Source organism: Klebsiella sp. KE9456, assembly GCF_043832615.1.
GTDB classification, from domain to species: Bacteria; Pseudomonadota; Gammaproteobacteria; order Enterobacterales; family Enterobacteriaceae; genus Klebsiella; species Klebsiella indica.
Map to the genome: position 1 here is coordinate 141,867 of NZ_JBDYQK010000007.1, position 13,194 is coordinate 155,060.

The 13,194-nt window shown below is 54.8% G+C and carries 11 protein-coding genes; 4 read left to right on the plus strand and 7 right to left on the minus strand.

Going from position 1 to position 13,194, the window contains the following annotated elements; genetic code table 11:
* Positions 1 to 10: 10 nt before the first annotated feature.
* Genes ABK821_RS09205 through ABK821_RS09215 form a run of 3 tightly spaced genes read right to left on the minus strand, consistent with a single transcriptional unit; the run spans position 11 to position 3,548 of the window.
* Positions 11 to 1,555 carry an ABC transporter substrate-binding protein gene (locus ABK821_RS09205; protein ID WP_142502707.1) on the minus strand — a complete coding sequence of 515 codons (1,545 nt, stop codon included), beginning with the start codon at positions 1,553 to 1,555 and terminating at the stop codon, positions 11 to 13.
* Between the two features lie 13 nt (positions 1,556 to 1,568).
* Positions 1,569 to 2,675 (minus strand): C45 family peptidase, encoded by a 1,107-nt coding sequence (locus ABK821_RS09210; protein WP_221887627.1) that lies wholly within the window; start codon positions 2,673 to 2,675, stop codon positions 1,569 to 1,571.
* 12 nt (positions 2,676 to 2,687) lie between these two features.
* Positions 2,688 to 3,548, minus strand: a complete 861-nt coding sequence (locus ABK821_RS09215) for an alpha/beta hydrolase (RefSeq protein WP_142502708.1) — start codon at positions 3,546 to 3,548, stop codon at positions 2,688 to 2,690.
* Positions 3,549 to 3,786: 238 nt separating this feature from the next.
* Between ABK821_RS09215 and ABK821_RS09220 the strand changes: the two genes are divergently transcribed.
* Positions 3,787 to 4,422 (plus strand): GntR family transcriptional regulator, encoded by a 636-nt coding sequence (locus ABK821_RS09220; RefSeq protein ID WP_138362478.1) that lies wholly within the window; start codon positions 3,787 to 3,789, stop codon positions 4,420 to 4,422.
* A gap of 330 nt (positions 4,423 to 4,752) precedes the next feature.
* Here ABK821_RS09220 and ABK821_RS09225 read toward each other — a convergent pair whose 3' ends face one another.
* The 3 genes from ABK821_RS09225 to ABK821_RS09235 form a co-directional block, all read right to left on the minus strand.
* Positions 4,753 to 5,076, minus strand: coding sequence for a DUF1889 family protein (locus ABK821_RS09225; RefSeq protein WP_138362477.1), 324 nt, complete (start codon positions 5,074 to 5,076; stop codon positions 4,753 to 4,755).
* 150 nt (positions 5,077 to 5,226) lie between these two features.
* The gene (gene dhaR / locus ABK821_RS09230; RefSeq protein WP_343177978.1) at positions 5,227 to 7,140 is read right to left on the minus strand and encodes a dihydroxyacetone kinase operon transcriptional regulator DhaR; all 1,914 of its coding nucleotides are present in this window, start codon (positions 7,138 to 7,140) and stop codon (positions 5,227 to 5,229) included.
* A 100-nt stretch (positions 7,141 to 7,240) separates the two neighbouring features.
* On the minus strand, positions 7,241 to 8,341 hold the full coding sequence (locus ABK821_RS09235; RefSeq protein WP_395033928.1) for a glycerol dehydrogenase: 1,101 nt from the start codon (positions 8,339 to 8,341) through the stop codon (positions 7,241 to 7,243).
* A 591-nt stretch (positions 8,342 to 8,932) separates the two neighbouring features.
* On the opposite strand from ABK821_RS09235, the gene dhaK reads away from it, so the two are divergent.
* The 3 genes from dhaK to dhaM are packed head-to-tail and all read left to right on the plus strand — an operon-like array spanning position 8,933 to position 12,078.
* The gene (dhaK, locus tag ABK821_RS09240; RefSeq protein WP_138362474.1) at positions 8,933 to 10,003 is read left to right on the plus strand and encodes a dihydroxyacetone kinase subunit DhaK; all 1,071 of its coding nucleotides are present in this window, start codon (positions 8,933 to 8,935) and stop codon (positions 10,001 to 10,003) included.
* A 10-nt stretch (positions 10,004 to 10,013) separates the two neighbouring features.
* Positions 10,014 to 10,646 (plus strand): dihydroxyacetone kinase subunit DhaL, encoded by a 633-nt coding sequence (gene dhaL / locus ABK821_RS09245; RefSeq protein WP_138362473.1) that lies wholly within the window; start codon positions 10,014 to 10,016, stop codon positions 10,644 to 10,646.
* Between the two features lie 10 nt (positions 10,647 to 10,656).
* Positions 10,657 to 12,078 carry a dihydroxyacetone kinase phosphoryl donor subunit DhaM gene (gene dhaM / locus ABK821_RS09250; protein WP_343177977.1) on the plus strand — a complete coding sequence of 474 codons (1,422 nt, stop codon included), beginning with the start codon at positions 10,657 to 10,659 and terminating at the stop codon, positions 12,076 to 12,078.
* A gap of 107 nt (positions 12,079 to 12,185) precedes the next feature.
* Here the strand turns inward: dhaM and ABK821_RS09255 are convergent, their stop codons facing one another.
* The gene (locus ABK821_RS09255; protein WP_343177976.1) at positions 12,186 to 12,959 is read right to left on the minus strand and encodes a siderophore-interacting protein; all 774 of its coding nucleotides are present in this window, start codon (positions 12,957 to 12,959) and stop codon (positions 12,186 to 12,188) included.
* Positions 12,960 to 13,194: the final 235 nt, after the last annotated feature.

Below are 13,194 nucleotides of genomic sequence, written 5' to 3' on the forward strand. Positions count from 1 at the left end.
CCTTATCTCATCAGGCCTTGCTGACATTCCACAACCTCGCGGCTGCCGCCAGCCAGGATTTATAACCGCTGATCGCCTTACGGTGAGCGACAATATCCAGCCCCGGATAGAAGATAATCAGCGGGACATCCGCAATCATCAGTTGATGGAGTTTATCCGTCACGGCCTGGATTTGCGCCGGATCGTCGAGGGTAGCCAGTTTGTCGGTCATCGCAATAGCCTCGGGGTTCCCCCACACTTTGCGTTTCTGTTTGGCTTTGTCGCCAGTAATCTGCTCAAAAGCCAGCGCAGGATTGAAGCGCGCAGAGTAGGTGAAAGTCATCATCTGATAACGTCCGGACTGATAACGCTCCAGTTGCGTCGCCCACTCCATCGTGGTCACATGAGCATTGATCCCCGCGCCTTGCAGCATCGCCTGGATGATTATCGCCATATCAAAACTCGGCACGGTGGCGCGTTTATTGGCGATAATCTCCAGCGGTTGCCCCTTATAGCCAGCCTCTTTCAGCAGTTGCGCGGTACGTGCCGGATCGTATTTGTACCCTTGCTTCTGAACATTGCTGTAAAACGCCGAGGACACGGAAATATTGGAGTTGGACGCATGTGCCATATTCTGACTGGTACCAAGCGCGATCTGTTCGCTGTCAAGCGCAGAGGCTATCGCCTGGCGCAGCTTGACGTTTTTCAGCAGCGGATCGTTAGTCTGAATCAGCATGACGTGACGCTGGGCGTTCGGCGCCACTTCGAGGACGATATTGGGATCTTTTTTCAGGTCACTGCCGTCAATCGGGCTGACCTGGGCCAGATCCACGGCTCCGGATTGCAGACCGGCTTTCACCGTCGCCGCATCCGGGACGGTCATAAAGCGCACCTCATCCACCAGCGCTTTTTTACCGCCGACAAAGCCATCCGGTTTTCCCGGCAAAGCGCTGTAACCGGCAAATCGTTTCAGAGAAACATATTCGCCATGCTTCCAGTCACCAAACATAAAGGGGCCGGTACCTATCGGCGCAATCCAGGAACCATCTGACGCCACCGATTTCGGACTGATCACGGCTGCCGCGCCGCAATCAGTACGGGCCAGCGTATCAAGGAACAGCACCACCGGTTTTTCCAGCGTCATAACCACCGTGTTCTTATTCGGCGCGCTGACGTCAGTCACGTGAATCAGGCCACTGCCGTCAAATTCACGCAAACATCGCCACTGAGTTTTCGGATCGTTCCAGTGCTTCCAGCTCCACACCACATCCTGCGCCGTCATGGTGTCACCATTGTGAAATTTCACCCCCTCGCGCAGATGAAAAGTGTAGGTTTTCCCCCCATCACTAACATCCCATGATGAGGACAGCATCGGTCCGACCGTACCATTCTCACGATACCCGACCAGCCCTTCCACCACGTGCATCAGCACATCGTCGGTATTGCCGTCGCGGTTGACGCCGGGCTGACTGCTGCGGATATCCTGATTGAGAGCGAAACGAATAACTTGGGTGTCAGCCGCCTGCGCCATCACTCCCGGCATGAGCAGAGCCACCGCAAATAAAAACTTTTTCATACCAGCCTCTCTATTAGTTGAGCGTGTAACGCGTAAAGTTACGATTCAGCGCCGGAAGCGGCGCGACATCCATCACGCCATCGGCAGGAGTCATCACAATCATCGCCACCGTGGCGGACAAATCGCTGCTAAAACCAGGACGTGGCGGGCGGCACACCGAATAGGGGGAACCGAAATCATCAAAAAAGGCATTTTTCATCGCCTCTTCTCCGGGTTTTTCTATACCGTTCAGCAGTTCGCTAACGCGCCATCCTCGGTAAAGCGAATCGGGGGACGCTTCAATTCCCTCTTCACGAACTTTTCCACGCGCAGCTAAGCTGTCCCAGTGGTTGGCATGCACTAACAGACCGTTTTGCGGATACAGGGTGAAGCTCTCGTCCGGCGCGCATTCAAAGTCGATGGCGAAACCTTCTTTGGTACTGAGGATCATATTGTTGGAGCAGGACTTCGGCGTGGTGGCAACCACTCTCATCGCTAACGCCATATGTTGCTGTTCCAGCGCTTTACGTCGAATCAGCGACAGCGGGACACCCTGCTGCCGATAGTCGCGCTCACAGCGTAGATAGTTGGCGGTAATGGCGATGCCCGCGCTGTTCATACCGCTGCGGCCAAGCCCTCCGGCCTCAACGAAAGTCAGCACATCCGGTCCCTGCTCGCGTTTGATCTTCACCACCACGGAACTCTCTGCGCATTCGGCGCGCCAGTCCCAGTTCTGCCCGTGGATAAGTTTGCCGTGGCGGCTGCGCTCTGGCAGGATCACCGCGCCGGTACAGCCGTCTTTTATCGTGTCGTCATGCGGCGTGGTACAGCATTGCAGGTTGCGCGCCTGGGCGATCACCTCGGTGCGGGCATTAATCATAATAATGGCGTCCAGCGGCACGCCGGACGCGGCAGAAATTCCCCGCATCTCATCGAGATAATCGGCGTCGAAATTGTGGATGATGGCGCTGAAACTGTTGATAAGATCGTCGCGCTGCTCGCGGCGAATATGCAAAGCATCAAGCTGGTCACCATAGATGGCGACGCTGGCGTGAATTCGCGCTTTTGCCTGTTCGCCATACTGGCAACCGCGCTCATACGGTGTACCGGAAATTTCAATTAACGGAAAAGGTTGCGTCACGTTGTTTGCTCCTCAGCGATGTGTCTGCAAAACGCGCAGGAAGAAATCTTTTACCTGCTCCAGAACTTTCATCCCGTCATGACCGACGTTCGGCACAATATCCTGAACGGCGTCGACCCCCTGTTCGCGCAGGCTGTTCAACAAAGCCGTGTTGCGTTCGATACGGGTGGTTCCGGCATCATTACAGCCAGGCATGTAGTAGCGACCACCGGGTTTATGCGTAATTTCCCAGGTTTCGAGATCCACTTTCCCCACCACAAGCTGTACCGCCACTTCGCGTAGCGCACGGTAATTCAGTGGCTTACCGAACAGTTGCTCAAAGTTCTGCACGCCTGGCCACCAGGCCTTATTGTTATCAAGTAACGTAACGGACCCCGGCGCACCGATAGAGACGCCGAGCAATTTTTCAGGATGGATATAGAGAAAACGATGAGCAAAATGTCCCCCCCCTGAGTACCCAAACAACAGAAACTGGCCAAAGTCATACCCCAGTAAGGCACTGACTTCGTCAATCATCGCCAGCAGCACCAGGTCGTAGCGGATATCCTGTTCGATAATGTACTTAAAACCGTGAGAATTGCCGTCGCCCAGCGGCCCTACCGGGAACAGAGGCGCCAGAACGACACAACGGTTATAGCGGGCGAATTCGGCAAAAGCATCGCGATACTGGACCATCGAACGCCCGGTACCGTGCATCGCAACAATCAAACGGTACCCGTTCTTGTCACCATCAAAGCCCGGCGGGACATACAGGCAGTACTGAAAGCGCGGATCGCGTTGACTGGAAAAGATGGTAGTACTGCCACGATAGTAAAGCGCCATACTACGCACGGCAGCATCTTCTGAATTCTCTTTAATATCATTTTGTTGCATAAATCTCTTGCCTATTTTGTCGCTGTTTAAATTCGATTCAAACATAAAACCAAAATTGGCGCCAATTTAAAAAACAATTTATTAACAAAAGATATGACTCATGCCACAATTCCCCTCCTGGCAGATAAAAAAACGATAACGACATTGTTTACGCTGGCGAAAAAACAGTGAACCCGCCATTATCAGAAGCGGGGACAGCAGCATAAAATCACAGGAAACAGCAGAAGGAACAGAAGATATGACGCACCGCAAAAGCGCACTGGTGCATGTCGCCAATCGCCTCGCGATGGACATCAATACCGGGGAATTTCAGCCAGGTTCATGGCTGAAGCAGGTTGAGCTGGCTGAACGGTATCAATGCACGCGCAGCGAAGTACGCCGGGCGTTGGATCAATTGGTTATTGAACGTCTGGTGCAACATGTCCCAAACCGGGGCTACCATGTTTATACGCCTAATGAGCAGCAACGCCGTAACATTTCTTCCATCCGGGCAATCCTCGAAAGCGCCTCGGCAGCCGATATCGTGGAGCATATTCAACCACAGCAGTTGGATACCCTGCGCCAGTGTGCGGAGCTGTTCGAGCACTACACCCAGTACGGCACGCTACTGCAGCAGTATGAATCTAATCTCAGTTTCCACCGCGCGCTTCTCGCCCCTTGCTCTAATCAGGACATGATTGAACTTATTTTTGAATTACGCAGCCGGGTACCTTCCGCAGCCCTGGGGCAATGGAACTCTCACGCCAGAATCGTTCAGTCATCAGAAGAGCATTTTGCAATGGTGGCCGCCATTGAACGGAAAGATGCGGCTGCGCTGGCACAACTTTTACGGCAGCACATCCTGCAGGAAGATAATCCCAGACGGAACGGGTAAAGAGGCTCCTCCGCCGACGAGCTATCGTTGTTCGGTTCTGTCCCGTTAGGCACGTTCCGCCCTGTTTCCTGTGCGGCCCTTTTGGCCTCTCCCAACATCGGTATGGCAATAAAAATCTGCCTCTCTGAGGCTGAATTTAACATCAGACTGCCAGCATCAGGCGGAGTCGCGTTACGCTTGACGTTTGGCAACGCGCTTTTCAGGAGGAGTCTACCGTTTGTGCAACCCTGGCTGGATCCGCCAATACAACAGAAGGCGTTGCCGGAAATCGCAACGCCTTCTGTTTTACACGATACCCACAAGATATCGCCGTTTTTTCACACAATCGGCTCAGACCAGCGCCTGAAGCTGCTCCCGCATATAAGAAGTGAAGAACTCCGGGTTTTTGATAATAATGCGCTCGCCAGAGGCGATTTTATCCGCCCATCCGGCGACTTTTTTCGTGAACCCGCTATTCCACCCCTCTTTTTCACCTCGCGCCATCACATCGGCAGCGCTGGCTGGCACCCCTAACTCGTGCAAATATTTCAAAATTCCCTTAGCTGTACTTTCATCCATGGTATGAGGTACTGACGCCGACGTGTTCATACCGCCAATAAAATCCAGGGCTTTATCTATCGCTGTTGGCATGCTCTTATCCTTAAAATTAACCATGTCGTGAACTGCTTATACTATGGACCCAGGTCAGTCGGGGTATCAAAGAGATCGTTGCCTTTATTTGATTCAGACCGCAGTCAAACGCTTGCGTGGCGATTTTCTGCACAACGGGGGCCATGACTGCGGCCAGGACAAGCAGGGAAAAGACTACTCAACACGCTTGCGCTTAAACTGACTGGCGTCGATATCGTACTGCTTCATTTTGCGCCACAGGGTGGTGCGACCAATATTCAGCAGTTGCGACATCTCCTGTACCCGCCCGCTGGTGACGCGGGCGGCGTGAATAATCGCCTCTTTCTCAATGGCGCTAAAGGTCAGGCTGGCAGGCAACAGTGACGAGCTCACGTCTGCGCCAGGCCGTTCGGCAAACAGATACTCCGGCAGATTGCTCAGGCGAATATGGCCGTTATCGCTGCTGATGGCGATATTCTCAATCACGCTGTTAAGTTCAAAATCATTGCCCGGCCAGGAGTAGGCCACCAGTTGCTCCAGCGCATCATCATCCACCTTCAGCCGTGAGGAAAAACGCTTCTCCAGGCTCTTCAGGCGATTATGCACCAGCGACGGTATACTGTTCCGCCGCGCTCGTAGCGGGGGAATAATAATTTCAAAGGAGTGCAATGCGTAATAAAGCTGACGGCTAAAACGGTTTTGCTCCACCAGATTGGCGAGATCGACGGTGGTAGTGGCAATCACCTTAACATCAACCGGAATCAGTCGACGCGCATCAAGTCGCGTTAACACCCCCTGCTTGATCACCTGCAGCAGCGCGGATTGCAGCTCTGGCGCCAGATACTCTATTTTTTCCAGAAACAATGTGCCGCCATTGGCCAGCTCAAGACGGCTGAGACGACCATTTTCATCGTCCGTCGGCGCGCTGCCCATAAAATCCTGCCCCAGAACACTGTCAGCATACAGCTGGCAGTTAACCGCGATATAGGGCCCGCCGCCCCGCTCGCTCTCATTATGGATAGCCTGGCTGAGCAACTCTTTGCCCACGCCTTCTTCACCGCACAACAGCACCGGAAAAGCGCCGCGCGCCGCCTGACGACCAAAGTGGATCAGCCGCCGGGTTTCCGGGTCGTCATCCGACATCTGTTCAAAGGTATGGCTCACTTTTCCCAACTGGCTGGTCATCAACTGGCGCATCTGTTCGACCGGATGCAACAGCAGAATAAAACTGTTGCCCTGCTCTTCGACAATCGGTTTAAGGGTAATGACCGCATCAACAAACTGATGCTGACTCTCGAAGGTGACTTCCACATGATTCAGCCCGCGTGCGCGCTTAATCGCCCGGCGCAGCAGGGCCGGGAGCGTCACCAGTTCGTTGATATTTTTCCCCTGGCTGGCCTGCGCATCAAGATGCAACAGCGTCGCGGCCTGCACGTTAAGAAACTGCAAAATACCCTGTTCATTCCACGCCATCACCCCGTCGTCCATACTCTCCAGCAGACCGTACATCTGATTAAGATGACGATTGGACTCAGCCAACAGGCTATCGGTAAGCAGCGAGTTGCCCACTTCCCGCGCGATGGCCAGGGTCAGAGAGAGGTCAGCCACCGCCTGCTCATCGCTCAGGCAGCACAACGAAATGGAGCCAAACAGACGGCCATGGTTATCAAACACCGGCGTGGAGCTAAATGACCAGGCATGTAAAGCCTGTTTAAAGTGCTGAGCGCCCGTTGTTTTAACCGGTTGCCCAAGCATAGAAGCCAGCGAAAGCGCACAGCTACCAATAATGCTTTCTGCGCAATAGCTGCCGTCACGAAACCCCAGTTCCGCCAGTTGGGCGAGCGTCTGCGGATCGCCGCAACGGCTGAGAATACAGGCAGACTCATCGAGGATAAATAACGCGCAGGGACGACTATCCATAAACTCCCAGGCGTCTTCCAGCGCCGCCTGGCCAATCGTCAGCAGCGCTGTCTTACGCCGACAAATTGATTCAAAAGTCAGTCCCTGTGCCTGATGCTGCGCCCGCCAGGTGTCCCGCTGCATAAATTTGCTGCAGCGATGCCATGACTGGGTTATTACCAAAGGCAAGCTCTGCGTCTGCACCATCATATCCATTTCCGCTGTTGCATCCCCTCTCTCCCTTTCCGCGGCGGCAGCCAGAAAAGGAGGCCCCCCTCCTTCTCTTTAACGCACCGGGGCCGACGATAAATTATCGCGCCAGCCACTGCTGGCCCAGCAGATCGGCGGTCAGAATCGCCGCATAGACGCTCTGTGCGTTGACCGGGAACGGCATATTGTGGATGGTTTCGCCTTCGGCGCAGGTCGCTTTTGCTACCGCCTCGATTTTACCTTCGATCCCCTCTTTTTTGAGACCCATTTGCGCCAGCGTGACCGGCAGACCGACTTTCTGGCAGAAGTTCAGCACCGTTTCAATCTCTTCCATCGGACTATTTTGCAGCACCAGCTGCGCCAGGGTGCCAAACGCCACTTTTTCGCCGTGATACAAATGGTGGCACTCTTCGAGGATGGTAAAACCATTGTGAATGGCGTGCGCAGCGGCCAGACCGCTACTTTCAAAGCCAATGCCGCTGAGGTAGGTGTTCGCTTCAATAATACGTTCCAGCGCATCGGTCACCACGCCGGCCTGAGCGGCGAGACGGGCTTTTTCGCCTTCCGCGAGCAAGGTATCATAGCACAGGCGCGCCAGGCTCAGAGCCGCCGCCGTGGACTGTCCGCCCGCCATACTGGTGGCTCTGGCGTCGTAGCAGGCCTTCGCCTCAAACCAGGTCGAGAGCGCATCGCCCATTCCTGCCACCAGCAGGCGTACCGGCGCTTTAGCGATAATCGCCGTATCCATCACCACCATATCCGGGTTTTTCGGGTAGATAAGATACTCTTCGAACTCACCGGCTTCGCTGTAGATGACCGACAGCGCGCTGGTCGGCGCGTCGGTGGAAGCAATGGTCGGAATAACCACTACCGGCAGCTTCTGGTAATAGCCAATCGCTTTTGCCGTATCAAGCGTCTTGCCGCCGCCAACGCCAACCACGCCGCGGCAACCATGCTGTTTCAGAATAGCGATCAGGCGATTGATTTCAACATGGCTGCACTCGCCATTAAAACGCTCCGCATGGCAACTGATGTTGTGGCTGTTCAGGCCATTCAGCACGTTGTCCCCCGCCAGCTTCATCACGAAATCATCGGCGATCACAAAAAAACTGTCCGCCAGGTTTTTAGCGTACTGACCAAACAGCGTAGATGCATCCGGACCCTGGAGATATTTGGCTGGAGATTGAATAACTTTTAGCATTTCGTTCACCCTCAAATAAGTGCATGTTGTGACATGATGCGCCCCGGCATTTCCCCGTCCGGCCTCATATTACGTGCGGGAACCGACGTGCTGCCTGAGCGATGCCATCACTGTAGGGCGAGCGGCGGGTAAAAAAACGTCTCTCTATTTTGTCCCGATATGAAACGGAACGTAAAATTTATCGTTTCATATTGGAACACTAATTTGCAGGAAACGACGGGATTGCGATCCCGATCCGCTCATTTTCGGCAGAAGAGAGTCAATAACCTGATAAACATCATAGTTTATCTGCTTCATGCCCGGAAAAAGCGGCAAAATTAACGCTCCGGCACGCCGCTAATCCCGGTCAGGATGAGATAAAAAAAATCGCCTGGCGTCGCATTTTCCCGCATTCCCCATCAAAAACGTTTCATTACGGAACAAAAAATAATAATTAGGTTTCGTAATGAAACTCGTTTGATGGCGATTTTTTTTTCCGCTAACTCAGCCAGAATCACTACATCGCCGGATATCGTCAGGCGGTAACCCCTACCCGATGACCGCCTCCGTCAGCAGAGAGGCCGCATCGAAACCTCCGACGGAGAATAAACAATGAAAAAACTGATTAACCGTGTCGAAGATGTACTGAGTGAACAATTAATGGGCCTGGCTAAAGCCCACCCTGAACTGACGCTGCATCAGGACCCGGTCTACATGACCCGCGCCGACGCGCCGGTAGCCGGAAAAGTGGCGCTGCTCTCCGGCGGCGGCAGCGGGCATGAGCCGATGCACTGCGGTTATATCGGCCAGGGCATGCTCTCCGGGGCCTGTCCGGGTGAGATTTTTACCTCCCCGACGCCGGATAAAATGTTCGAATGCGCCATGACAATTGACGGCGGCGAAGGCGTACTGCTGATTATCAAAAACTACACCGGCGACATTCTTAATTTCGAAACCGCCACCGAACTGCTGCATGAAAGCGGCGTGAAGGTCACCACCGTAGTGGTCGATGACGACGTAGCGGTAAAAGACAGCCTCTACACCGCCGGGCGTCGCGGGGTTGCCAATACCGTGTTAATTGAGAAGTTAGTTGGCGCGGCCGCTGAACGCGGCGACTCGCTGGAGGCCTGCGCCGAACTGGGACGCAAGCTCAACAATCTCGGTCACTCCATCGGCATTGCGCTCGCCGCCTGTACCGTTCCGGCCGCCGGACAACCTTCATTTGAACTGCAGGATGACGAAATGGAGTTCGGTGTCGGCATTCATGGCGAGCCGGGTATCGACCGTCGCCGCTTCACTTCACTCGATCGTACCGTTGACGAGATGTTCGATACTCTGCTGGAAAACGGCGCCTATAGCCGGACGCTGCGCCACTGGGATGGCACAAAAGGGGCGTGGCAGGACGTACAGCAGACGAAACAGGCGCTGCAAAAAGGCGACCGGGTTATCGCCCTGGTCAACAATCTCGGCGCCACGCCGCTGTCGGAGCTTTATGGTGTCTACAACCACCTGACGCAGCGCTGTGAGGAAACCGGCATCGTTATCGAACGCAATCTTATCGGTAGCTACTGTACCTCCCTTGATATGGTGGGCTTTTCCATCACCCTTTTAAAGGCCGATGACGAAACGCTGGCATTATGGGACGCCCCGGTCCACACCCCGGCGCTGAACTGGGGAAAATAAGGAGAACGACATGTCATTAAGCAGAACGCAAATCGTCGACTGGCTCTATCTCTGCGGCGAAATTTTCACCAAAGAGAGCGATTTTTTGACCGGACTGGACAGAGAAATTGGCGATGCCGACCACGGCCTGAATATGCATCGCGGCTTTAGCAAGGTGGTGGAAAAACTGCCATCCATTGCCGATAAAGACATCGGTTTCATCCTTAAAAATACCGGTATGACGCTGCTCTCCAACGTCGGTGGCGCCAGCGGCCCGCTGTTCGGCACCTTCTTTATTCGCGCAGCCCAGGTGACCCAGGCCCATCAGAGCCTGACCCTGGAAGAGCTTTATCAGATGATCCGCGAAGGCGCGGACGGCGTGGTCAATCGCGGCAAAGCGGAGCCGGGCGATAAAACCATGTGCGATGTCTGGCTGCCGGTGGCGGAATCGCTGCGTCAGTCCAGCGAGCAGCACCTGTCAATACAGAGCGCGCTTGACGCCGCATGCGAACGGGCGGAAGCCGCCGTTCACGCCACTATCACCATGCAGGCCCGCAAAGGCCGGGCCAGCTACCTCGGCGAGCGCAGCGTCGGGCATCAGGATCCGGGCGCAACCTCGGTGATGTTTATGGTTCAGATGCTGGCCGCGGCGGCCAAAAAGTAAGGAAAACGCGATGGTAAACCTGGTTATTGTTTCTCATAGTGCCCGGCTGGGCGAGGGTGTCGGGGAACTGGCCCGGCAGATGATAATGAATGATGGCTGCAAGCTGGCGATCGCCGCCGGGATTGACGATCCCGCAAGCCCGATCGGCACCGATCCGATTAAGGTGATGGAAGCCATTGAATCAGTGGCCGATACCGATCATGTACTGGTGATGATGGATATCGGTAGCGCCCTGCTCAGCGCCGAGACCGCGCTGGATCTGCTCGATCCAGCGATTGCCGCGAAGGTTCGCCTTTGCGCCGCGCCATTAGTCGAAGGCACTCTGGCGGCCACGGTCAGCGCCGCCGCCGGAGCCGGTGTCGATAAGGTGATCGAAGACGCCATGAATGCGCTGGAAGCAAAGCGCGTACAGCTGGGAATACCATCGCAACCGCAACACGACTCGGTTGCCGCCGTGCTGGCCGACGATCGTGATGCCCGTTCTGTTTCCGTGGTGATTAAAAACCACAACGGCCTGCACGTTCGTCCGGCTTCGAAGCTGGTCGCCGCGCTGGCCGGGTTCAATGCCGACCTGGTGCTGGAGAAAGGGGGAAAATGCGTCACGCCGGACAGCCTCAACCAAATCGCCCTGCTTCAGGTGCGCTGTAATGACACGTTAAGGCTGCTGGCCCGCGGCCCTGACGCCGACGCCGCGCTGGCGGCATTCCAGGCGCTGGCGGCAGAGAACTTCGGCGAAGCAGTAGACGCGTCCCCTGCGCTTCAACCCGTCACGGCCGCCCGCGTTCAGGGTGAAGTCGTGCGCTGTCCGCAGCCGCAGGCTATCGTCACGCGAGAAAAATGCGCCGATATCGGTCAGCAGCAACTGCGCCTGAAACGGGCTATCGACCGGACGCTGGAGGACCTTAGCACTCTGGCGACCCAGGCAGAAGAGAAGTACTCTGCCGATATCGCGGAAATCTTCTCCGGGCATCATACCCTGCTCGACGACCCCGATTTATATGAAGCGGCATGTGATATCGTGCGCAGCGAACAGTGCTGCGCGGAATGGGCGTGGCAGCAGGTACTGAGCGATTTAAGCCAGCAATATCGCCATCTCGATGATGCTTATCTACAGGCTCGCTATATTGATATTGAAGATATTTTACAGCGCACGCTGCGCCATCTTGAAGGTGCCAGCGAATCGCTGCCGCGCTTTAACGCGCCGACCATCCTCGTTGCCGAGGATATCTTCCCTTCCACCGTTCTGCAGCTCGACCCGCAGCAGGTTAAAGGCATCTGCCTGCAGGAAGGAAGCGAGCTCTCTCACGGGGCGATCATCGCCCGTCAGGCGGGCATCGTCATGCTTTGCCAGCAACGCGATGCCCTGAAAACGCTACACAACGGCGATACCGTCACCCTTGATATCCCCGACAAATGCATTATTCGCGGGTAGCTTTTACCTCACTTTGCCCCCGGAGGCGGGATCTCCGGGGGAAGCGCGCCGCGTAAATCTGCACTGCTGGCCTTCGCGCTTAGGGGAACAACAGGCGGTTTCGCGACTTATTTGCTGTGCCAGTAGGCCTGAGAACGCACCAGCTGCGGGTCGATCTCTTCACCTTCAAAGCGCGCCAGCAGCGATTTCACCACCGCCCCTTCGCCGGTCACCCAGATAAAGTAATCTTCAGCCGGAACCACCACCTGCGCCAGGCGTTCAGCCACGGCGGACAGGTTATGTCCGACGATCCACTCAATATTAAAGCCACTAAGATCCGCAAAGTAATCTTTATAAGACTCATCGCCAATGCTGACGATCGCCGTCACCAGCGGACGCGTCGGGAGTTGTAGCAACCCCTGCAGACGGCGGCGTAACGCGGGCATGCCAGACTCATCACCCACGTACAACTGCCAGGCGTAATCTTCCGGCACCACTAATGACCCCCGCGGACCGCCGATCACCAGCTTGTCGCCCGCTTTTGCCGCCTGCGCCCAGCGGCTGGCGATCCCGCCATCGTGGATAAAAAAGTCATAGGCCAGTTCGTGACGTTCAGCATCATACAGCGGCGTATAGTCTCGTGACGCCGGACGCACGCCCGCGCCCCAGTTAATGCCTTCATCCGTGACTTCCGGCGGGGTAAACGCTGTGCCGGCAGCGGGGAAAAAGAGCTTGGTATGATCATCAAACCCCCGGGAAACAAAGCCGTCCAGCGCCTCGCCACCCAGTATGATACGCTGGAAAGCGCTACCGATGCGCTCAACGCGCAGCACGGTTAACTCACGAAAACGCAGCTCGTTGCGAACGCGTTGTGGGTATTTAGATTGATTGGTCGTGGTCATCTTCAGTCGCCTTCGTGAACAAAATAGATATATCTAAAAATCTTGCAAATGATAATGATTGCCGTTAAAAAAGAATGCAAGAATTTTCTTGATATAAAAATAACAAAAGGCAAAAAAAGTTAATAATCAAAATTAAATTCTTATATATCAAACAAATAAAAAATAAATCTTTTTTAATATTGCGAGAAGATATTTTTTAGATATAAATTAGATATATCTAATATAGAGGAATGGA

Bases quoted from the DNA above. Each gene is read 5' to 3' on its own strand.
- ABK821_RS09205 (WP_142502707.1), bottom strand. From the start codon at position 1,555: ATGAAAAAGTTTTTATTTGCGGTGGCTCTGCTCATGCCGGGAGTGATG.
- ABK821_RS09215 (WP_142502708.1), bottom strand. From the start codon at position 3,548: ATGCAACAAAATGATATTAAAGAGAATTCAGAAGATGCTGCCGTGCGT.
- ABK821_RS09220 (WP_138362478.1), top strand. From the start codon at position 3,787: ATGACGCACCGCAAAAGCGCACTGGTGCATGTCGCCAATCGCCTCGCG.
- ABK821_RS09225 (WP_138362477.1), bottom strand. From the start codon at position 5,076: ATGGTTAATTTTAAGGATAAGAGCATGCCAACAGCGATAGATAAAGCC.
- dhaR (WP_343177978.1), bottom strand. From the start codon at position 7,140: ATGATGGTGCAGACGCAGAGCTTGCCTTTGGTAATAACCCAGTCATGG.
- ABK821_RS09235 (WP_395033928.1), bottom strand. From the start codon at position 8,341: ATGCTAAAAGTTATTCAATCTCCAGCCAAATATCTCCAGGGTCCGGAT.
- dhaK (WP_138362474.1), top strand. From the start codon at position 8,933: ATGAAAAAACTGATTAACCGTGTCGAAGATGTACTGAGTGAACAATTA.
- dhaL (WP_138362473.1), top strand. From the start codon at position 10,014: ATGTCATTAAGCAGAACGCAAATCGTCGACTGGCTCTATCTCTGCGGC.
- dhaM (WP_343177977.1), top strand. From the start codon at position 10,657: ATGGTAAACCTGGTTATTGTTTCTCATAGTGCCCGGCTGGGCGAGGGT.
- ABK821_RS09255 (WP_343177976.1), bottom strand. From the start codon at position 12,959: ATGACCACGACCAATCAATCTAAATACCCACAACGCGTTCGCAACGAG.